Source organism: Streptomyces dryopteridis, assembly GCF_049606955.1.
Lineage (GTDB): Bacteria > Actinomycetota > Actinomycetes > Streptomycetales > Streptomycetaceae > Streptomyces.
This window is the reverse complement of sequence record NZ_CP187113.1, coordinates 2978779-2999340: the sequence shown is the minus strand read 5'-3', so window position 1 is coordinate 2999340 and position 20562 is coordinate 2978779. Positions and strand designations below refer to the sequence as shown.

17 protein-coding genes are annotated in these 20562 nt (G+C 74.4%); 7 read left to right on the top strand and 10 right to left on the bottom strand.

Annotated elements, in window-relative coordinates; genetic code table 11:
* Positions 1-68: 68 nt before the first annotated feature.
* The 9 genes from ACN20G_RS12780 to pdhA all read right to left on the bottom strand — a co-directional run bounded on the left by ACN20G_RS12780 (position 69) and on the right by pdhA (position 11188).
* Positions 69-1352, bottom strand: coding sequence for a sensor histidine kinase (locus tag ACN20G_RS12780; RefSeq protein ID WP_424212874.1), 1284 nt, complete (start codon positions 1350-1352; stop codon positions 69-71).
* Positions 1353-1362: 10 nt separating this feature from the next.
* Positions 1363-2091, bottom strand: a complete 729-nt coding sequence (locus ACN20G_RS12775) for a hypothetical protein (RefSeq protein ID WP_424212873.1) — start codon at positions 2089-2091, stop codon at positions 1363-1365.
* 92 nt (positions 2092-2183) lie between these two features.
* On the bottom strand, positions 2184-4085 hold the full coding sequence (locus ACN20G_RS12770) for a C1 family peptidase (RefSeq protein ID WP_424212872.1): 1902 nt from the start codon (positions 4083-4085) through the stop codon (positions 2184-2186).
* Positions 4086-4264: 179 nt separating this feature from the next.
* Positions 4265-4915, bottom strand: coding sequence for a hypothetical protein (locus tag ACN20G_RS12765; protein ID WP_424212871.1), 651 nt, complete (start codon positions 4913-4915; stop codon positions 4265-4267).
* 354 nt (positions 4916-5269) lie between these two features.
* On the bottom strand, positions 5270-6076 hold the full coding sequence (locus tag ACN20G_RS12760) for a hypothetical protein (protein WP_424212870.1): 807 nt from the start codon (positions 6074-6076) through the stop codon (positions 5270-5272).
* Between the two features lie 104 nt (positions 6077-6180).
* Positions 6181-7161, bottom strand: a complete 981-nt coding sequence (locus ACN20G_RS12755; protein WP_424212869.1) for an N-acetyltransferase family protein — start codon at positions 7159-7161, stop codon at positions 6181-6183.
* Between the two features lie 381 nt (positions 7162-7542).
* Positions 7543-8961, bottom strand: coding sequence for a dihydrolipoamide acetyltransferase family protein (locus ACN20G_RS12750; protein ID WP_424215492.1), 1419 nt, complete (start codon positions 8959-8961; stop codon positions 7543-7545).
* 35 nt (positions 8962-8996) lie between these two features.
* Entirely contained in the window at positions 8997-9977 is a 981-nt protein-coding gene (locus tag ACN20G_RS12745; protein ID WP_424212868.1) for an alpha-ketoacid dehydrogenase subunit beta, read from the bottom strand.
* A 5-nt stretch (positions 9978-9982) separates the two neighbouring features.
* The gene (gene pdhA / locus ACN20G_RS12740; RefSeq protein WP_424212867.1) at positions 9983-11188 is read right to left on the bottom strand and encodes a pyruvate dehydrogenase (acetyl-transferring) E1 component subunit alpha; all 1206 of its coding nucleotides are present in this window, start codon (positions 11186-11188) and stop codon (positions 9983-9985) included.
* 324 nt (positions 11189-11512) lie between these two features.
* Between pdhA and ACN20G_RS12735 the strand changes: the two genes are divergently transcribed.
* A complete protein-coding gene (locus tag ACN20G_RS12735; protein ID WP_424212866.1) occupies positions 11513-12172 on the top strand; it encodes a response regulator in 660 nt (219 codons plus the stop codon).
* Positions 12173-12421: 249 nt separating this feature from the next.
* Positions 12422-12838: a pyridoxamine 5'-phosphate oxidase family protein gene (locus ACN20G_RS12730; protein ID WP_424212865.1), complete on the top strand. Its 417-nt coding sequence runs from the start codon at positions 12422-12424 to the stop codon at positions 12836-12838.
* Between the two features lie 153 nt (positions 12839-12991).
* Here the strand turns inward: ACN20G_RS12730 and ACN20G_RS12725 are convergent, their stop codons facing one another.
* On the bottom strand, positions 12992-14668 hold the full coding sequence (locus ACN20G_RS12725) for a protein kinase domain-containing protein (protein ID WP_424212864.1): 1677 nt from the start codon (positions 14666-14668) through the stop codon (positions 12992-12994).
* Positions 14669-14906: 238 nt separating this feature from the next.
* Between ACN20G_RS12725 and ACN20G_RS12720 the strand changes: the two genes are divergently transcribed.
* The 5 genes from ACN20G_RS12720 (at position 14907) to ACN20G_RS12700 (ending at position 20545) form a co-directional block, all read left to right on the top strand.
* Positions 14907-16514, top strand: coding sequence for a protein kinase domain-containing protein (locus tag ACN20G_RS12720; protein WP_424212863.1), 1608 nt, complete (start codon positions 14907-14909; stop codon positions 16512-16514).
* Positions 16515-16650: 136 nt separating this feature from the next.
* On the top strand, positions 16651-17166 hold the full coding sequence (locus ACN20G_RS12715; RefSeq protein ID WP_424212862.1) for a hypothetical protein: 516 nt from the start codon (positions 16651-16653) through the stop codon (positions 17164-17166).
* Between the two features lie 118 nt (positions 17167-17284).
* Positions 17285-17821 (top strand): bacterial proteasome activator family protein, encoded by a 537-nt coding sequence (locus ACN20G_RS12710; RefSeq protein WP_424212861.1) that lies wholly within the window; start codon positions 17285-17287, stop codon positions 17819-17821.
* 82 nt (positions 17822-17903) lie between these two features.
* Positions 17904-18893 (top strand): NTP transferase domain-containing protein, encoded by a 990-nt coding sequence (locus ACN20G_RS12705; RefSeq protein ID WP_424212860.1) that lies wholly within the window; start codon positions 17904-17906, stop codon positions 18891-18893.
* Positions 18890-20545 (top strand): molybdopterin molybdotransferase MoeA, encoded by a 1656-nt coding sequence (locus tag ACN20G_RS12700; RefSeq protein WP_424212859.1) that lies wholly within the window; start codon positions 18890-18892, stop codon positions 20543-20545. The genes ACN20G_RS12705 and ACN20G_RS12700 overlap by 4 nt, the downstream gene beginning before the upstream one ends.
* Positions 20546-20562: the final 17 nt, after the last annotated feature.

Here is a 20562-nt window from a genome sequence, read left to right as displayed (position 1 = left end):
CCCGAACGACCCGGTCCCGGTGCGGCGCGCGGTGTTTCACGTGAAACACGGCGTGCCGCACCGGCCGTTCAGACCGTCGGCACCCGCAGGGTGGTGACCGCGCCGCCGTCCGACGCGTTGGCGAAGGAGACGCCGATGCCGAGGACCGCCGCCTGCCCGAGCACGATGGTGAGCCCCAGGCCGTGGCCCCGGCCCCGGCCCGGGTCACCGGTCCGGAAGCGTTGCGGGCCGTGGTCGATGAGGACCTGGGGATAGCCCTCCCCGTGGTCGCGGACGATCACGATCGGCCCGGCCACCCGGATCTCGATCGGCGGGGCGCCGTGGCGGCGGGCGTTGGCGATCAGGTTCGCGAGGATCCGCTCCAGCCGGCGCCGTTCCGTGCGCACCACCGTCTCGCCCTCGACCGTGAGCCGGACCTCGTCCCCCGGCGGCACCATGCGTCGGATCGCGGGTCCCAGCACCAGGTCCTCCAGGTCGGCGCGTTCCACCCCGGAGTCCAGCCGGGAGATCTCCAGCAGGTCCTCGGTGAGCCGGTGCAGGGCCCGCAGCCGGTCCTGGATCATCTCCTTGGGCCGCCCCTCGGGCAGCAGGTCGGCGGCGGCCAGGGAGCCCGTGAGGGGGGTCCGCAGGTCGTGGGCCACGTCGGCCGTGAAGCGCTTCTCGGCCTCCAGCCGGTCCTGGAGCGAGCCGGCCATCGAGTTCAGGGCCAGGGCCACGTCCCGCACCTCGTCGCGGTAGCGCCCGGGCCGGCGCTCCGGGTCGGCCGCCCCGTCCCCGTCCGCCGGCCCGGGGTCCCCGCCGGTGTCCGCGTCCGCGAACCCGACCCGGGCGTCGAGGTCCCCGGCGCTGATCCGCCGTGCCACGGCGGCGGTGGCCGCGAGCCGGCGCCCGATCCGCCCGGCCAGGAAGAGTCCGGCCACGGCCACGAGACCCGCGGCGAGGGCGGCGGAGGCGAGGATCGCGGTGTCGATCTCCCGGATCCGGTCCCGGGTCTCGGCGAACGGGATCCACACGGCCAGGGCCCGCCCGTCGGCGGGGGACGCGGCCCACATCACGGGGGTGCCGTCACGGGCGCCCACCATGTCCCCGCTGCGGCCCCGGGCCACCAGCTCGCGCAGCGCGGCGGGCATGTCCGCCGGGTCCAGGGCCACGTCCCGGTCCCCGTGCGAGGTGCCGTAGGCGTAGTCGGCGACGGCCTGCTCCAGGGCCCGCTGGGCGTCCTTGCGGACCTCGCCGATCACCTGCCGGGCCACCACGTTGTGCACGAGCACCCCGAGCACCAGGGCCACCCCGCAGCACACGGCCGTGACGGTGGCGGAGATCTTCCAGCGCAGGCTGCTCATCGCGCGCATCCCGGCCCCCTCAGGTCCCCTCGGCGGGGCAGACCACGCCCGGGTCCGTGGCCGCCGCCGTGGTCGTGGCGGCGCAGGAGTCGAGGGTGAGCTGGGAGAGGACCATGCTGCCCGCGTCCTTGTCCCAGGTGTAGTCGGAGACGGAGACCTTGCTCGGGTTGGAGGTGGGCTCGCGGACCGCGAGGTGTCCGGCCGCGACCTCGACCCCCTCCAACACGGCCCGCCGGGCCAGGACCCGGGTGACCACCCCGTCCCGCACCGTGTAGACCCTCAGTTCGCTGAGCCGCCCGTCGAGGTCGAGTGCGACGATCAGGTCGGGCTTGCCGTCGTCGGTCACGTCGTTGAGGACGGGCGGGCGCATCGGGCACTTCGGGCCGCCGGACTCGCTCTCGTCGCACAGGGCGAGGCGCTGCACGGCCCGGGGGTCCACCAGCCGGCCGGTGCCGCCGTCCTGCCGGGTGGCCGCCGTGATGTCGGCCCGCAGCAGCGAGAGCGCCGACACCCCGGCCAGCGAACCGTCGGGGACCCGGGCCACCCCCGGCACCGGGGCCGCGGTCCCGGGCCGCTGGCCGGGGGCTGCGGGCGAGGGGTGCAGGGCCGGCCAGAGAGTGAGCGGGGCCTTGACCTCGCCGAGGTCGCCCACGTCCCGCAGCCCTTCGGCGTCCGCGCACCCGACCGCGCCCAGACCGACCGCGAGGGCCAGGAGGAGGACGCGCGGGGGGCGCCGGCGGACGGGCATGTTCCGATGCTCCCCCGGGCCCGGCCGCCGGGCACGGCCCGGAGCGCCATTCGGGTCGGGCCGGCCGGCGGGCCACCGAGGTGTGGGGGCGCTCAGTCGGCGTCGATCACCCCGCCCTCGTGCCAACCGCTCCCGTCGCGCCACCAGTGCTGGGAGCGGCCGTCCCGGCGCCGGGCGATCAGTTCCAGGTTGAAGCCGAAGCTGCCCTGCACGAGGCCGATCACGGCCTCCGTGCCGTGCCCGAAGACCGCGGCCCGTTCCCAGGCGGTGCCGGGGGCCCGGTTGTCGCGCCGCCAGTGCTCGATCCGGCCCGAGGCGGCCACGCACAGTTCGTACGCGCCGGCCGTGGCCTCGTCCACGGCCCCGTCGTCCCCTTCGACGAGGGCGGGCGCGGAGGTGACGTCCGCGCCGAAGATCTCCCCGGGGCGCCACGTGAAACCGTGCGCGTCGTCGCGCCACCACAGTTGCATCCGGCCGTCGGTGCGGGTCGCGACCAGTTCCAGGCGCCGGCCCCGGGTCTGGATCAGGGCCGGTCCGTGGTGGGCGATGCCCGAGCCGAAGCGCCCGCCGTCGCTCCACGTCCACGGGGAGCCGTTGATCCGCCACCAGTGGTTCAGCCGGCCGTCGGCGGTGCGGACCACCACCTCCAGGTTGCCGGGCTTGCCGTAGTCGCTCTGGATGAAGGCGGGGGAGGAACCGGGGACGGCGTCGGGGGGTCCGAAGAGGCCCGCGTCGCGCCAGACCCGGATGGACTGCTCGAAGAAGAAGTGCCGCAACCGGCCCCCGGTGGTGACGTGCACCGATTCCATGTTCCGGTTGAAGGTGGTACCCGTGAACGCGGGCGGGCCGGAGGCGTCGGAGCCGAAGGCCCCGCAGCGGCTCCACCGGTAGGGGGCGTCCCCGTCCCGGGACCAGTGCTGCAACCGCCCGGTGCCGGTGGGCAGCAGCAGCTCGAAATTGCGGTGGGCGCGGCCGTTGCCGCTCTCGTAGACCACGCCGGTGTGCCGCCGGCGTTTGCTCCACGGGTCGATGTTGGTGCCCTGGAGCCCGAGCTTGGCCCAGTGGTCCACCCGGGCCTCGCCGTACCCGATCCGTCCGTACCCGGCCTCGTGCCGGTCCGGGCCCCAGGAGTTGCGGAAGATCCAGCATCCGGCGGCGTCGTCGTAGCCGACGACCAGGACGCAGTGCCCGCCCAGCAGACGCTCGGCGACCCGGTGGTAGACCCCGGCGCCGAGGGCGGGGAGGTCCTCGTACACGTCGAGGCAGGCCAGCAGCGGGCCCACCGTGTCCAGCCACACCTTCTGCTGTTCCACGTCCCCGAGCCGCACGTGCCCGGGTATCCGCACGGTGCGGCCGGAGCGGTCCCAGGACGGGGCGTACTCGGCCCGCCAGGCGGCCCGGCGGGCGGCGGGGAGCCGGGCGGGGGGCACGGTGTAGCCGTGCGAGCCGGGGTCGGCGAGGCCGCCGTTGACCCGGATCCAGTCCAACGCGGCCTCGGGGTCCTCGCCCTCCCCGCACGCGCGCCGCATGCCGTCGCGCACGTCGCCCTCGGAGCGTTCGGCCCACACGTCGTGTTCGATCCGGGCCATGGCCTCGACCAGGCCGGTGGCCCCGAAGGCCCAGCCCGAGAGGCAGTCGCCCTGGTCCTTGACCCGGGTCAGCCAGCGCCGGCCCCAGCGCAGCCGCCAGTCCACGGCAGCCGGTCGGGCCGTGCCCGGGGCCGGCGGTTCGGTCTCCGGCAGCAGCCCGTGGGCGGCCCGCCGCCGGGTCAGGTGCGGGTTGGCGCTCTCCCGGCCGATCAGCGCGGGCAGGTCCACCGGGCCGCAGGCGGCGGCCGTGACCGGCTCGTGGCCGGGGGCCAGGCCGAGCCCCGGCAGGGGCAGCGGGTCCCCGTCGGGCAGGTGCTCGGAGACGGTCCACCGGGCCCCGAGCGCCGCCAACCGGGCCCGCAGTTCCGCCACCGTCTGCCGCCGTGCTCCCGCCGGCTCCGTCATCTCTTCCCCCCGACCGCGCCGTCCGTGCCGCGCGCGCACCGCCACGCGAACGGGGCCCGCCCGCGCGCGGACCCGCGGGCGTGCCTTCCCCTGCGAGTCTTCCCCGCCCGTGCCCCGGACAGGCCCCCGACCCGGGGTCGGCCGGGGCCCCCGCTCCGGCCGGCCCCGGGTCGGGCGGGTCAGTGCGTGGCGACCGGGAGGGCCGGGAGCTTGGGCAGGCCCGCGAGGTCGGGGGCGGGCAGGCCGGCCCCGAGGACGGTGGCGGCGGTGAGGTTGACGGTGTCGGTCACGACCCGCTGGGCGGACCCGGCGGCCGCCGCCTTCGGGCTGCAGGTGCAGGGGGCGGCCTCGCCGGCGGGGGCGGCCAGCGCGTCCACGGACTTCTTGAGGTTGGCGGCGGCGGTCGCGATCAGCTCGGCCGGGGCGGCCTGGGCGCGGGTGACGGGCAGGCCGACCGGCGGCTTCACCGGTGCCTCCACGGGCGGGGCCGCGGGCAGTTCGGGGGCGGGCACGGGCGCGGCGGGGGCGCCGGCCGGGAGCGCCGACTTGAGGGTGTCGAGGGCCGCGGCGACCTCGCCCTTGAGGCGGTTCGCGTCCGCCTCGGGGATCTTGCCGTCGGGGGCCTTCGCGGCCAGTGCCACGAGCTCGGTGGCCGGCTTGGTCACCCCCGCCAGCGCTCCGAGCACCCCGGCCTGTTGGGTCACCGCGTCCAGGCCCGGGGCCTCGGCCGGTCGGGCCACGCCCGGCGCGGCCGTCAGCAGGGTCAGCCCGAGGGCGGCGGGTGCGGCGAGGCGGGTGAGGCGGGCGAGACGCGTCGGGGTACTGCGCACGGAAGGCTCCGATCGAATGGGGTCCGGGGTCGGACCGTTGGCTGACCCCTCCACGGAGCGCCCGACGGCCCACACCCGCAACCGGGCGGGTCACGCCGGGCGCGTGACACGCCGTCACGACGCGCCGTGACACACCGTCCGACCTGCGGAAACACCCTTCACCCGATCGGTCGCGCCCCGAATGACCGGGCCGGAAGCGGGGAGTTCCTCCGGTCGGGCCCCTCTCACCCGACGGCGCTCCCCGGGTGACGGGCCGGCCCGGAACGCCCCCGCCGCGTGTGTTTCACGTGAAACAGCCCTTGTTTCACGTGAAACAGCCCCGGCTCGGCACCTGTTTCACGTGAAACAGCACGGTCAGGGAAGCAGTCCCCGGACGGCCGCCCACCGGTCCACCCCGGCCGCCGTCTCCGCCGCCTCGGCCGGCAGCAGGGGACGCACCGACACGGGCCAGGCCAGCAGGTTGCGCAGCCGACGCAGCAGGAGGATCCGCTCCCGGGGCAGGGTCCGCCACGTCCGCCCCTCGTGGGCCGCCCCCTCCGGGGTCAACTCCAGGGAGTCCGCCAGGGCGAGGAACTCCTCGCACAGCGAGACCGGGTCCCGGCTGCCGGGGGCCGGCCCGAACCGGTACGCGGCCCAGCCCCGCACGGCGGCCCGGTCCGCGGCCGCGACCAGCGGGTCCTGTCCGACCCCGGTCCACGCGCCCGCGGCCAGCGCCACCTCGACCCAGCGCAGTCGGCGCGGTGTCGGCAGCTCCTCGTCGTGCATCCGGCCCACCGCGAGGGCGCGGGCCGCCCGTCCCATCTCGGCCTGGGACGGGACGGGCTCCTGGGCCGCCCACAGCTCGGCCTCGGCCAGGTCCATGCGTTCCACGGGCACCCCGGTCAGCAGCTGACCGGGGGCGAGCAGGGGCACGATCGGTCCGCGCAGGCGCACGGTCGCGGCCCGGGGCGGCGCCAGGACCGCCGCCGGGGCCCCGTCCCACGCGCGATTGATCCCCCGCAGCACCAGGCGCTCGGACCCGGTCGCGAGGACCTGCCCCACCCGGGCCAGCCCCGCCACGCACCGGACCGCGCACACTCCGCCCTCCGCGTCCGTCGATTCGACGGACCGGACCTGCAACTCGGCGATGGGCACCTCGCCCGCCTCCTGTCTGCCACGCACCGGTCGGCCCACGATCGGGGCACGCTACCGCGCGGCGGGCCGGAGGATCCCCCTCCGTCCGGGATTCGGGCCGGCCCCCGGACAGGGCCGGCCCGGCGCCCGGTTCAGTCCTGGCGTTCCCAGATCAGCCGGCGTTCGGTGACCGTGAACCCGGCCTTCTCGAAGGCCGCCGCCATGGGCACGTTCACCGCGTCCGTGGTCGCGGTGATCCGCTCGGCCCCCGACTCCCGGTGCACGCGCACCGTCTCGGCGAGGATCGGATGGATCAGGCCCCGGCCGCGCTGCTCGGGGACCACGCCGATGTAGCCGACGTTGCGGGCGTACGGGGTGGCCGAGGGCACCGTGAACCCCGCCACGGTCTCCCCGTCCGGCAGCAGCGCCAGCCGCCACCAGGAGCGCTCGCCGGGGCAGTCCTCGTAGAAGGCCAGGTCGTCGGCGGCGATCTCCTCGGGGGTGGCGCCGCGCGCCAGCTCCCCCCGGGTGTGCAGGTCGAGGCTGCCTGCGGCGACGCGGGCGAAGACCTCGCGGAACTCGTCGTCGGTGCCGGGGCGGAAGACCGGCCCGGGGCGCTCGGCGTCGACCGCGGGGGCCGGCACGGCGGTCTCCGGGGTCCACTCGAAGCGCAGGCGTTCGATCTCGCGCCCCAGACCGCCCCGGGCGGCCGCCGCGCGTCGCCAGGCCGCGCCCTCGCGCAGCGCTTCCCGCTCGTGCCAGTCCGGCGCCAGCATCAGGTTGTACTCGGGCCGGCGGCCGAAGCTCTCGTGGCCCAGGGCCAGCAGGGCCGCGCCCAGTTCCTCCGGCGTGGTGCCCGCGGCCTCGGCGGCGGCCGGCGAGACCCGCAGACAGTCGAGGGCCACCGGGAGTTCGCCGTCGGCCCGTCCCCACCACAGGGCCCGGGCCAGCGGCCGGCCCTCCTCGTCCTCGGCGAGACCGATCCACTCGGGTCGGATCCGGCGGGCGGCCAGTTCCTCGCGGAGCTTCTCGGGCCCGATGCCGGGCAGGGGGTCCTCGTCGCCGGCGGCGGCGACACGGGCGAAACCGGCCTCGTCGGCGAGGTCGGCGGGGGACAGCAGGCGAAGGCGCACAAACGCTCCGGGGTGAGAACGACAGGAAGGTCCGGACCGGGTTCGGTCCACGACCGCGCTGATGATCACACGCGCGGGCGGGTGGTGAAAAGGCTTTTCCGCCCGCCCCCTCGGCCCGGCGGGTGTCGAAATGGTTGCGCCGGCGCGCGGCGCCGCCCGCACCGCGCGCGGTCTCCTGTTTTCGGCCCGGCACGCCCGTGACCTGCACGGGGTGCGCACATGCCGCATTCCGCCCCGGGGGCGCGTTCCGGTCGTCTCGCGTGATGCGGCCCTGACCGGCCCGGCCCCCTCGCTACGTTCGGGTCAGGCACCACGCGCACACGCGCGACGCCCCCTCGACGTGCGGCCGAGGGGGCGTCGGGTGCGGATGTGGCGCGGGGCTCAGGCCCAGGTGATCAGCCGGCGGGGGTGTTCCAGCACGGCGGCGATGTCCGCGAGGAACTTCGAGCCGAGTTCGCCGTCGATCAGTCGGTGGTCGAAGGAGAGCGCCAGGGTGGTGACCTGACGCGGCTTGACCTTGCCCTTGTGGACCCACGGCCGCGGGTTGATCGCGCCGACCGCGAGGATCGCCGACTCCCCCGGGTTGAGGATCGGGGTCCCGGTGTCCACGCCGAACACGCCCACGTTGGTGATCGTGATCGTGCCGCCCTGCATGTCGGCCGGGGAGGTCCTGCCCTCCCGGGCCGTGGCCACCAACTCGGACAGGGCCCGGCTCAACTCCGGCAGCGTCTTGTCCTGCGCGTCCTTGACGTTCGGGACGATCAGACCCCGCGGAGTCGCCGCCGCGATGCCGAGGTTCACGTAGTGCTTGAGCACGATCTCCTGCGCCGCCTCGTCCCAGGAGGCGTTGACCTCCGGATTGCGGCGGACCGCCACGAGCACGGCCTTGGCGATGAGCAGCATCGGATTGATCCGCAGCCCCGCCAGGTCCGGGTCCTCCTTCAACTCCGCGACCAGCTTCATCGTGCGGGTCACGTCGAGGGTGACGAACTCGGTGACGTGCGGGGCGGTGAACGCCGAACCGACCATCGCCTGCGCCGTCACCTTGCGGACCCCCTTCACGGGAATCCGCGTCTCCCGCGCACCCACCACCGAAACCGAAGCCGGGGCCGGGGCCGGGGCCGTCGAAGGGGCAGGCGCCGAAACGGGGGCCGCGGTCCCGTTCGGGGAGACCGCCGGCGCGGGCGCCGCCGCGGCCAGCACGTCCTCACGGGTCACGATCCCGTGCGCGCCCGTGGGCACCACGGCGAACAGGTCCACGCCCAGGTCCTTCGCCAGCTTGCGCACCGGCGGCTTGGCCAACGGACGCTCCCCCACCGGCTCCACCGGCGCCTCGGCCACGACCGGCGCGGGCGCCGGGACGGCCGGGGCCTGCGCCGGCACCACGGGCGCGACGGTCGGGGCCGTCACCGGGCCGGTCTTGCGGGCCCGCCGCTTCGTGGAGCCCTGGGACACCCCGTACCCGACCAGCACCGGCTGCCGCGCCGGGGCCGCCTCCGAGCCCGCCCCGGCGTCACCACCGGCCGGGGCCGACTCGACCGCCGGGCGCTCCGGGGCCGGGGCCTCGACGCCGGCCGCGCCCGCCACCTCGACGGAGATGATGACCTGACCGACGTCGACGGTCACGCCCTCCTCGAAGTGCAGCGCCGACACCGTCCCGTCGAAGGGGATGGGGAGTTCGACGGCCGCCTTCGCCGTCTCGACCTCGCACACCACCTGCCCGTCGGTGACGGTGTCGCCCACCGCCACGAACCACTTCAGGATCTCGGCCTCGGTCAGGCCCTCGCCCACGTCGGGCATCTTGAATTCACGGATCGTCGTCACAGTCGATCTCCTCAGAACGCCAACGAGCGGTCGACGGCGTCGAGCACGCGATCCAGTCCGGGCAGGTACTCGTCCTCCAACCGCGCCGGCGGGTACGGCGCGTGGAACCCGCCGACCCGCAGCACCGGGGCCTCCAGGTGGTAGAAGCAGCGCTCGGTGATCCGCGCCGCGATCTCCGCCCCGACCCCGAGGAAGACCGGGGCCTCGTGCACCACGACCAGGCGCCGGGTGCGCTCCACGGAACGCTGGATCCCGTCGAAGTCCACCGGGGACATCGACCGCAGGTCCAGCACCTCCACCGACTTGCCCTCCTCGGCGGCGGCCTCGGCGGCCTCGCGGCACACCTTCACCATCGGCCCGTAGGCGGCCAGGGTCACGTCGGAACCGGCACGCACCACCCGCGCGGTGTGCAGGGCGTCGGGGATCGCCTCGACGTCCACCTCGCCCTTGTCCCAGTAGCGCCGCTTCGGCTCGAAGAAGATCACCGGGTCGTCGCTCTGGATCGCCTGCTGGAGCATCCAGTACGCGTCCGAGGCGTTCGACGGGGAGACCACCTTCAGCCCCGGGACGTGCGCGAACAGCGCCTCGGGGGATTCGGAGTGGTGCTCCACCGCGCCGATGCCGCCCGCGTACGGGATCCGGATCACGACGGGCAGCTTGATCTTGCCCAGGGCCCGCGCGTGCATCTTCGCGAGCTGGGTGACGATCTGGTCGTACGCCGGGAACACGAACCCGTCGAACTGGATCTCCACCACCGGCCGGTAGCCGCGCAGTGCCAGCCCGATCGCGGTGCCGACGATCCCGGACTCGGCGAGCGGGGTGTCGATGACCCGGCCCTCGCCGAAGTCCTTGTGCAGCCCGTCGGTGATCCGGAAGACGCCGCCGAGCCGGCCCACGTCCTCGCCCATGATCAGGACCTTGGGGTCGGTCTCCAACGCCTTGCGCAGGGACTCGTTGAGCGCCTTCGCGATCGACATCTTCTCGACGGCCATGCCGCTCACTCCCCACCCTCGAAGGACGCCAGGTACTCGGCGAACTGCGCCCGCTCCTCGTCGACCAGCGCGTGCCCGTCCGCGTAGACGTTGTCGAAGATCGCCATCGTGTCGGGGTCGGGCATCGAGCGCACGACCTCGCGCACCCGCTTGCCCAGGGCCTCGCTCTCGACCTCCAGCTCCGCGAAGAAGTCCTCGTCGGCGCCGCCGGAGGCCAGCAGGTGGGCCTTGACGCGGGCGATCGGGTCCTTGGCCTCCCAGGCCACCCGCTCCTCGTCCCGCCGGTACTTCGTCGGGTCGTCGGAGGTGGTGTGCGCGCCCATCCGGTACGTGAACGCCTCGACCAGGGTCGGGCCCTCTCCCCGTCGGGCCCGGTCCAGTGCCCACCGGGTGACCGCCAGGCACGCCAGCACGTCGTTGCCGTCCACCCGGACGCCCGGGAAGCCGAAGCCCTGCGCGCGCTGGTACAGCGGCACCCGCATCTGGCGTTCGGTCGGCTCGGAGATCGCCCACTGGTTGTTCTGGCAGAAGAACACCACGGGCGCGTTGTAGACGGCGGAGAAGTTGAACGCCTCCATGACGTCGCCCTGGCTGGAGGCGCCGTCGCCGAAGTACGCGATCACGGCCGAGTCGGCGCCGTCCTTGGCCACGCCCATGGCGTAGCCGGTGGCGTGCAGGGTCTGCGAGCCGATGACGATCGTGTACAGGTGGAAGTTGTTGGAGTTGGGGTCCCAGCCGCCGTGGTTCACGCCGCGGAACATGCCGAGCAGGTTGGTCGGGTCCACGCCGCGGCACCAGGCCACGCCGTGTTCGCGGTAGGTCGGGAAGACGTAGTCGTCGTCGTTCAGGGCCCGGCCGGAGCCGATCTGCGCGGCCTCCTGCCCGAGCAGCGAGGCCCACAGGCCCAGCTCGCCCTGGCGCTGGAGCGCGGTCGCCTCGCCGTCGAACCGGCGGGTGAGGACCATGTCGCGGTAGAGCCCGCGCAGGTCCTCGGCGGTGATGTCCTCGACGAAGGCCGCGAACTCGGCGTTCTCCGCCGACTCCACCCGGTCCCCTTCGGGCGTCAAAAGCTGTACGAGCTGGGGTTCGGTCTTGGCCGATCCCTCGGCGACGGCGGCGGTCTTGCGGGCGGTGCCCGTCGTTCCACCGGTCGTCCGCTTGGTGCCGCTGCCGCGTCGCGGCTTGCGCGCGGCAGTGCTCTCCACGGTCACGTGTGCTCCTCCGTCGGTCCGGCACCCGGGTTCTCCGGGGACCAGTGCGGCTCGCCTGAGTTCGTTCCCGCGCACGGGGTGGGTGCGACTCGTAGCCGAATCAGGCGTGACAGGTGCCCCGGCGAGTGCCCTGCGCAATGCACGTTACCCAGTGCTCCACATATCCGCGAAACCCCGCCTGACCTGCGATTTTGCTTGGATTTCCAAGTAAATCGCGGGGATTCGGGAAGCAGCGCTGGTCACAGCCTTGCAGGGGGCCGGAACAACGGCACGTTATCCCGGTCACTTGCGGCAGGGAAGAGGGGAGTATGTGAAACTGACTGTGTGCGCGAAGACGGAAAAATCAAGGTATTCCTCCTGGACGACCACGAAGTGGTGCGACGAGGGGTCTATGAGCTGTTGTCGGTCGAAGACGACATCGAGATCGTCGGTGAGGCCGGTACGGCCGCCGACGCCCTCGTGAGGATTCCGGCCACCCGCCCCGATGTCGCGGTTCTCGACGTCCGACTGCCCGATGGCAGCGGCGTCGAGGTGTGCCGCGAGGTGCGTTCGCAGAACGAGGACATCAAGTGTTTGATGCTCACCTCGTTCGCCGACGACGAGGCACTTTTCGATGCGATCATGGCCGGGGCCAGCGGTTATGTCCTCAAGGCGATCCGCGGCAACGAGCTGCTGAACGCCGTGCGGGACGTCGCGGCCGGCAAGTCGCTGCTCGACCCGGTGGCCACCGCTCGGGTGCTGGAGCGCCTGCGCGACGGCAAGAACGGCAAGGGCGACGACCGGCTCTCGAACCTCACCGAGCAGGAACGGAAGATCCTCGACCTCATCGGCGAGGGCCTCACGAACCGGGCGATCGGCGAGCGACTGCACCTGGCCGAGAAGACGATCAAGAACTACGTCTCCTCCCTGCTGTCCAAGCTGGGCATGGAACGTCGTTCTCAGGCGGCGGCCTACGTGGCGCGCCTCCAGGCCGAGAAGCGCTGAGGCCGGACACAGCCCCCACCGCGGCCCCAACCGCCTCCCAGGCTCCTTCCGAGCCCCTTCGAAGCCCCTTCGAAGCCCCTTCGAAGCCGCCCTGACCGCCCATCCGGCTCATCGCCTCACGCGGGCGCCCCGTGGACTCCTGCCGCCACGGGGCCGGGGGCGGCCTGTCCCGTTTCGGGACCAACGACCCGAGGGTCGGGGGCGCCCTTCCCTTTACCGGCACGGTGTCGGGAGCGGACAGTGGAAGACATGTCCCCTGAGGAGCTCCACGCCATCGAACTGCTGCGCCGGGTGCCGTACGGCCGTGTGGCCACCAGCATGCGCGCGCTGCCCTTCCTGGCGCTCGCCCGCCACATCGTGGTGGACGGCAAGGTCGTGCTGAGAATGCACTCGGGATTCGGCTACCACCACGCCTGCAACGGCAGCGTCGTGGCCTACGGCGCCGACAACTTCAGCTCGAACGAGAGCCAACTGTGGTCCGTGCAGTTCACCGGAACCGCCGAGATCGTCGAGCCCACCACCACTGAGCTGGAGCTTTTCGGCCCCGGCCCGCATTTCGTGGACGGCGCGGTCTTCGATCCCGTCTACATGCGGATCGAACCGCAGTTCGTCACCGTGCACACCCTCGCCGGAAATCTGGACCGGCAGTACCAGCACGCCCTCTGATCCGACACGGTTTTCCCCGCGCGGCCGAACCCGCGCGGATTTTCTCGTACCCGCATTTCCGGGTGCGGCCGAACGGGTGAATACGGGCCGGGGCCCGACCGGAGCGTCACGTCCGCTCCCGTCGGGCCCCGGCCCGTCCTCGTGTGCCCGCGATCAGGGCGTCCCGCCGGCGCCGGCGTCGGCGCCCCCGTTGCCCGTGCCGCCGTTGTTGCCGGTGCCGCCGTTGTTCCCCGTGCCGCCGTTGTTGCCGGTGCCGCCGTCACCCGTGCCGCCGTCACCGCCGGTGCCACCGGAACCGCTCGGGTCCGGGTCCGGCTTCGTGCTCTTCGAGGGCTCCGGCTCGGTCGACTTGCTGGGCTCGGGGGCCTGGCTGTGCGTGACCGGCGGGGGCTTCGGCGTGCGCGTCTTGGGCTGGGTCGGCGTGTAGGTGTCCTCCTCTTCCCGGCTCTCCGTGGCCCGCTTCGACTCGGAGGGCGTGGGCGAGGGGGAACCGGTGGACTGGCTCACGCTGGGGGAGTTCGACGGTTTGTCCTCCCCCTTCTTGCCGTTCCCCAACAGGTCCATGTTGTTGAGCGCGAAGACCACGATGCCCGCCACCGCGATCACGGCGACGACCGCGAGCAGCACGTTCTTCCAGCGCCCACCGCCCCCGCCGCCGTTGTCGTAGCCGCCGCCCCCGTAGCCGCCGTGGCCGCCGCCCTGGCCGCCGCCGGCGCCGAAGGCGGAGCCGTCGTCCGGGTTGAGCGGGGGCACCATCGGGGCCGCGAACTGCGAGGTGGCCCCGGTCGGGTTCCCGTGGCCGGGATAGCCGGCCTGCGGGCCGGTCACACCCATCGGCGCGGGCGCGACACCGCCCCCGGGACCGTGCGGCAGGGCCATGGTGACGGGGCCGGTGCCCCAGGTGCCGGTGTTCGGCCCCTGGTCCTGGAGCATCTGGAGCGCGTACTGGACCAGCCCGCGCATCTCCTCGGCGCTCTGGAACCGGTCGTCGGGGTCCTTGGCCAGCGAACGCATCACCAGCCCGTCGAGCTCGGCCGGCACCCCGTGCGAGGAGGGCAGCCGGGACGGCGGGATCGGCGCGTCCTGCACGTGCTGGTAGACCACCGACAGCGGGGTCTCGCCGGTGAAGGGCGGACGCAGGGCCAGCAGCTCGTACAGCAGGCAGCCGGTGGCGTAGAGGTCGGAGCGGTGGTCGACGGCCTTGCCGAGGGCCTGCTCCGGGGAGAGGTACTGCGGGGTGCCCATGACCATGCCGGTCTGGGTCATCGTGGACTGCGCCCCGTGCAGGGCGCGGGCGATGCCGAAGTCCATGACCTTGACCGCGCCGTTGTTCGTGATGATCACGTTGGCGGGCTTGATGTCCCGGTGCACGATGCCGTGCTGGTGCGAGTAGGCCAGCGCCTCCAGCACCCCGGAGACGATGATCAGGGCCTGCTCGGGGCCCGGGGCCTCGGCGCTGATCAGCAGGTCGCGGATGGTGCGGCCCTCGACCAGCTCCATCACGATGTAGGGGACGATGTTCGGCCCGATCCGGTCCTCGCCGGAGTCGTACACGGCGACCACCGCGTGGTGGTTCAGGCCCGCGACCGACTGCGCCTCGCGCGTGAACCGGGCCTTGGAGACCGGGTCCTCGGCCAGGTCGGCGCGCAGCAGCTTGACGGCCACGGTGCGGCCGAGCCGGACGTCCTCGGCGGCGAACACCTCCGCCATGCCACCCCGGCCGAGCCGGTGCGTGAGCCGGTAGCGACCGTCACCCACCAGGCCGGACGCGCCCCACAGCTCAGGACCGTCTGGCATCCCGGCGCCGTTTCCATCGGGTTCGGGTGCCATCAGTCCTCGCCGTCGTCTCTCTCGGCCGGACAAGCGATCTCGACGTGTCCGGTGTGATACGGGTGCTCCGACTGAACGCTACAGCCTTCGCACCCGTCCCCGTTCGGACTACCCCGGACCGTTGCCAGGCGGTCACAGAACGGGCACCTCGCTTGACGTGTGGGTCGCCTCCGGCAGACTGGCCACCGACAAGAGCACGGCACTGGCGTCTCGGACCGCCGGAGGGGAAGCAGGAGTCATGAGTCAGGACGGCGGTCACGGCACCCAGGGCCGGTACGCGGGCGGTTCCTTGGCCGGTGGCCGTTACCGGCTGAACGATCTCCTCGGCGAGGGCGGCATGGCCTCCGTGTACCTGGGGCACGACACCGCCCTGGACCGCCCGGTGGCCGTGAAGACCCTGCACAGCGAGCTCGGGCGGGAGCAGTCCTTCCGCGAGCGCTTCCGCCGCGAGGCCCAAGCTGTCGCGAAACTGTCGCACACGAACGTCGTCTCGGTCTTCGACACCGGCGAGGGCGAGCTCGGCGGCGAGGTCATGCCGTACATCGTCATGGAGTACGTGGAGGGCGACCCACTGGGTTCGGTGCTGCGCGCCGACATCGAGCGGCACGGGGCGATGCCCGCCGACCGCGCCCTCCAGGTCACCGCCGACGTGCTCGCCGCCCTCGACGCCAGCCACGAGATGGGGCTGGTGCACCGCGACATCAAGCCCGGCAACGTGATGGTGACCCGGCGCGGCACGATCAAGGTCATGGACTTCGGCATCGCGCGCGCCATGCAGTCCGGGGTCACCTCCATGACCCAGACCGGCATGGTCGTCGGCACCCCGCAGTACCTCTCGCCCGAGCAGGCCCTGGGCCGGGGCGTGGACGCCCGTTCCGACCTGTACTCGGTCGGCATCATGCTGTTCCAGCTGCTGACCGGCCGACTCCCCTTCGACGCGGACTCGCCGCTGGCCATCGCCTACGCGCACGTGCAGGAGGAGCCGGTCGCGCCCTCCACGGTGAACCGTTCCGTCACCCCGGCCATGGACGCCCTGGTGCTGCGGGCGCTGAAGAAGAACCCGAACGAGCGCTTCCCCACCGCCGAGGCCATGCGGGGCGAGTGCCTGCGGGTGCTGGCCTCCCTGGGCGGGCACGGGGCGGCGCCCTCGATCGTCGCCGGCGGGCCGCCCGCCAACAGCGGGGCCGGGGTCGGTTCCACCGTGTTCCCGCCGCTGGACGCCTCGGCCGCCACCCCCGGGGCCTACGCCCCGACCCCCGCCCCGTCCCCGTACGCGCCGACCCCCGCGCCCACCGCCTCCCCCTACCAGGCCCCGGGGCAGACCGGCGGCTACGCCTACCCGCCCGCCGCGCAGAGCACGAGCCCCTTCCCCGCGGCCTCCCCCGGCGCGCCGGGCGGCCCGGGGCGGAAGCGGAACACCCCGGTGCTGATCGGCGCGGCCGTGGCCGTGCTGGCGATCGGCGGCCTGGTCACCGCCCTGGTGATGAACGGCAAGGACGGGTCGAAGGATCCCGACCCCTCGGCCTCCTCCTCCGCTCCGGTCGCGGTCGCCGGGCACAAGGGGCCGAACCTGGGGGCCACCGTGGACAAGAAGATCTGCAGCGAGGCCCGCACCTCCTACTCCGACCCGCAGCAGGTCGACGTGCCGGACTTCCGCTTCAAGAACATCAACTCGGTGCGCGAGTGCCTCCAGGCCGCCGGCTGGCAGTTGAACACCCAGGTCCGCGACGAGAACGTGTACGGCGAGGGCACCGTGATGGAGCAGCTGCCGGCGCCGGGCTCCACCACCCCGAAGAAGGGCTCGACCTTCACCCTGACCGTCTCCACCGGGAACCCCGTCGGCTGAGCCGGCCCTGTTTCACGTGAAACAGCGCGGGACCGCTCGGGCGACCCGTCCGCGCCGCCCGGGATGCCCCGGGCGGTGCCCCGTGTGACGCTGGACGAGACGTTCACGCAGCACTCGGGACGGGAGGGACCTCCCCGTGACGCTCGGACTCGGCGTGCCCGCGGCTGCCGGCGCGCTCCTCGCACTCTTCCTGCTCCCGTCCGCGCCCGACGCGGCCCGCTCCCTCCCGCCCGTGCTCGGGGCGCCGGTCACGGCCGTGGTGCTCGCGGCCACCGCCGAGGAGGCCGGGGAGGGGGAGACCGACCCCACCGCCCCGCACCGGCTGGCCGGCAGTCCCGCCGGCGAGGGCCGTGACCGCCCCGGCCGCCCGGTGGACGCCGAACCCGCCCCCGACGCGCCGTCCGCCGCCCCGGTCCGGGTCGCTCACCCCGTCCCGCCCCCGCCGGTGGCCCCCGAGGCCATCGCCCCGGCCCGGCCGCGCGTGCCCGAGGTGACGGACCCGGACGTGCTCGCGGAGGGCTCCCGGCAGTACCTGGGGACCCGGCCGAACACCCGGTTCACCGAGCTCGGCACGCACCTGGTGCCGCTCGGCACCGGCCTGGCCCTGATGGGCGTGGGCCTGGGCTGCATCGCGGTCCGGCTGCGCCGCTGACCGGGCCCGCGACCCCGGGTCGGTGACGGGTCGGCAACGACCGGCCGGGCGGAGGGTGGATCACGTGCGTGCGGGGGCACACCGTGTGAGTACGCAGGTGTGCGAGAGAATGCTCGGCATGGAGATGCCGAGGAGTGAACGGTCGCAGGACAGCCCCCCGCAGGTGTTGATCGTGGGACAGGACGGGGCGGCGGTCGGCGGCGCCGATGACGAGTCGCGCGAGGTCCCCGTGACGGAGATGGTCGAACAGCCCGCCAAGGTCATGCGCATCGGCAGCATGATCAAACAACTTCTGGAAGAAGTGCGCGCCGCGCCTCTGGACGAGGCCAGCCGGGTCCGGCTCAAGGACATCCACGCCAGTTCCGTCAAGGAACTGGAGGACGGTCTGGCCCCCGAGCTGGTGGAGGAGCTGGAGCGACTGTCCCTGCCCTTCACCGACGAGGCGATCCCCTCCGAATCCGAACTCCGGATCGCACAGGCCCAGTTGGTGGGCTGGCTGGAGGGGCTGTTCCACGGCATCCAGACCGCCCTGTTCGCGCAGCAGATGGCGGCGCGGGCGCAGCTGGAGCAGATGCGCCGGGCCCTGCCGCCCGGCTCCGGCGGGGACGACGAGGAAGACGGCCACGGCGCCGTCCGATCGGGCCCGTACCTCTGAGCCGGATCCCGGCACGACGACGCCCGTCGTCCCCGTTCGCGGGGCGGCGGGCGTTCTCGCGTCCGGGGCCATACTCGAAGCCATGGCCCCTCACGCCCCCCTCCCCCCGCACGCGCCGCGCGATCCCTCCCTCCCCTCCGAGCCACCGGCGCACGACGCGGTGGTGCTGGCCGGCGGGGCCGCCCGTCGGCTGTCGGGGGCCGACAAGCCGGGGCTGCCGGTGGGCGGGCGCACCCTGCTGGACCGGGTGCTGGCCGCCTGCCCCGGGGCCGGGCGCACGGTCGTGGTGGGCTCGCGGCGGGCCACCGGCCGGCCCGTGCGGTGGACCCGCGAGGACCCGCCGGGGGGCGGGCCGGTGGCCGCGCTGTGGGCGGGGCTGCGGGAGGTGCGGGCCCCGTGGGTGTTGGTGCTCTCCGCCGACCTGCCGTTCCTGGACCCGGCGACCACCGGGGCCCTGCTGCGGGCGGCGGCCGATCCGGCGGTGGAGGGGGCCGTGCTGCGGGACGCCGACGGTCGGGACCAGCCGCTGGTGGCGGCGTACCGGACGGAGCCGCTGCGGCGCGAGTGCGCCCTGCTGGCCGCCGAACACGGTTCGCTCGGCGGCCTGCCGTTGCGACTCCTGACGGCCGAACTGGCCCTTCGGCCCGTGCCCGCCGGGACTTCCGGCACCACTCAACTGGCGTCCTTCGACTGCGACACCTGGGACGATCTCGCGTCGGCGCGGGCCCGGATCAGGGAGCATGGAAAGGTGTTGGACGAATGGATCACCGCAGCCAAGAGCGAACTCGACCTCGGTGACGTCGATGTGGACGTCAAGACCCTGCTCGACCTCGCCCGCGACGCCGCGCACGGCGTCGCCCGCCCCGCCGCCCCGCTGACCACCTTCCTGGTCGGGTACGCCGCCGCCCGTGCCGAGGCGGCCGGCGCCGACCCGGCCGCGGCCGTGGCCGCGGCCTCCCGACAGGCCGCCGACCTGGCCCTGCGCTGGGCCGCCGAGGCGGCCCACGCCTCGGGGGAGGGGGCCTCGGAGAAGCCGGCCGCGGGGGAGCCCGGGGAGAACTCCTCGGCATGACCCCGCCCCAGGAAGCCGATCCGGCCGCCCGCCTGCGGGACGCCGAACGCGACCTCGACGACGCCCTCGCCCACTGGGCCCGGCCCCGCTCCGGCGCGGCCGGGGCCGGGCGGGCGGTGTCCGACCCGGTGGGGGCCGCCCCCGCCACCCCTGCCGCTCCCGCCGCTCCCGTCCCGTTCGGGCCCGTGGACCCCTTGGACGTGGTCCTCGCCGAACCCGCCCCCAGCGCTCCCACCGCCCCCGTCGCCTCCACCACCCCGCACGACGCGGGCCCGGAACCGACTCCGGAGCCGACCCCGACCCCGGCCCCGGCCCCCGACCCGGATCCGGGCCCGGCCGCCGCGACCGGCACCGCCCCGCAGCCCCCGGAGCGGGCCCTGGACGAGGCCCTGGCCCTGGTGACCCGCAACCCCGACGGGGGCGGACACCGGGCCTCCGCCTGGCACCGGGCCCGCGAGTTCGCGGTCCGCGCCGGTCACGCGGGAGGCGGCGGCGTGCACCTGGTGCCCGCCGCCGAGGCCCTGGGCGAGGTGCTGGCCGGCCCGCTGACGGCCCTCACCGACCTGCCGCCCTTCGACACCTCCGCCATGGACGGCTGGGCCGTCTCCGGGCCCGCCCCCTGGACCGTGCGGACCGGCGCCGGGGTGCTGGCCGGTTCCGAGGGTCCCGAACCGCTCGCCGACGGCGAGGCCGTCCGGATCGCGACGGGGGCCCGGGTCCCGCCCTCGGCGACCGCCGTGGTCCGCAGCGAGCACGCCCGGCTGGACGCCGAGAAGGAGCGCCTGTACCCGGAGCGGCTCGTGCACACCGGACAGGACATCCGCCCCCGGGGCCAGGAGTGCCGCACCGGTGACCTGCTGCTGCCCGAGGGGGCCCGGGTCAGCCCGGCCGTCCTGGGCCTGGCCGCCGCCGCGGGCTACGACGAGCTGCGCACCCACCCCCGGCCCCGGGTCGAGGTGTTGGTCCTCGGCGACGAACTCCTCACCTCGGGCCTGCCCCACGAGGGCCTGATCCGTGACGCCCTCGGCCCGATGCTGGCCCCGTGGCTGCGGTCGCTGGGCGCCGAGGTGCTCGGCACGCACCGGATCGGCGACGACCCCGAGGGCGCCGACACCCTGCACGAGCTGCTCGCCGGCAGCGCGGCCGACCTCGTCCTCACCACCGGCGGCACGGCCTCGGGCCCGGTGGACCACGTGCACCCGGTACTGCGCCGACTCGGCGCGGAGCTGCTGGTGGACGGGGTGGCCGTGCGCCCCGGGCACCCGATGCTGCTGGCCCGGCTGCCCGCCCCCGTGGACGAGCCGCGTCGGGTACGCCACCTGGTGGGCCTGCCGGGCAACCCGCTGGCCGCCGTGTCGGGGCTGGTGACCCTGGCCGAGCCGCTGTTGCGCGCCCTCTCCGGCCGGGCCGTCCGGCACCGGTGGACGGCCGCCGTCCGGGACGCCGTGCCGGGGCATCCGCACGACACCCGGTTGATCCCGGTGCTGCTCGACGGGGAGCTGTGCGTACCGTTGCGGTGGAACGGTCCCGCGATGCTGCGGGGGGTCGCGGGGGCGGACGCCCTCGCGGTCGTTCCCCCGCACGGCGCCGAGGCCGGGCAGGAGTTGGAGATCCTCGACCTGCCCTGGTCTTCGGGAGGGTGTTTCACGTGAAACTGAACGGCCAGGAC

Bases quoted from the DNA above. Each gene is read 5' to 3' on its own strand.
- ACN20G_RS12710 (WP_424212861.1), top strand. From the start codon at position 17,285: ATGGAGATGCCGAGGAGTGAACGGTCGCAGGACAGCCCCCCGCAGGTG.
- ACN20G_RS12775 (WP_424212873.1), bottom strand. From the start codon at position 2,091: ATGCCCGTCCGCCGGCGCCCCCCGCGCGTCCTCCTCCTGGCCCTCGCG.
- ACN20G_RS12720 (WP_424212863.1), top strand. From the start codon at position 14,907: ATGAGTCAGGACGGCGGTCACGGCACCCAGGGCCGGTACGCGGGCGGT.
- ACN20G_RS12730 (WP_424212865.1), top strand. From the start codon at position 12,422: ATGTCCCCTGAGGAGCTCCACGCCATCGAACTGCTGCGCCGGGTGCCG.
- ACN20G_RS12700 (WP_424212859.1), top strand. From the start codon at position 18,890: ATGACCCCGCCCCAGGAAGCCGATCCGGCCGCCCGCCTGCGGGACGCC.
- ACN20G_RS12780 (WP_424212874.1), bottom strand. From the start codon at position 1,352: ATGCGCGCGATGAGCAGCCTGCGCTGGAAGATCTCCGCCACCGTCACG.
- ACN20G_RS12770 (WP_424212872.1), bottom strand. From the start codon at position 4,085: ATGACGGAGCCGGCGGGAGCACGGCGGCAGACGGTGGCGGAACTGCGG.
- ACN20G_RS12725 (WP_424212864.1), bottom strand. From the start codon at position 14,668: ATGGCACCCGAACCCGATGGAAACGGCGCCGGGATGCCAGACGGTCCT.
- ACN20G_RS12745 (WP_424212868.1), bottom strand. From the start codon at position 9,977: ATGGCCGTCGAGAAGATGTCGATCGCGAAGGCGCTCAACGAGTCCCTG.
- ACN20G_RS12705 (WP_424212860.1), top strand. From the start codon at position 17,904: ATGGCCCCTCACGCCCCCCTCCCCCCGCACGCGCCGCGCGATCCCTCC.
- ACN20G_RS12750 (WP_424215492.1), bottom strand. From the start codon at position 8,961: ATGCCCGACGTGGGCGAGGGCCTGACCGAGGCCGAGATCCTGAAGTGG.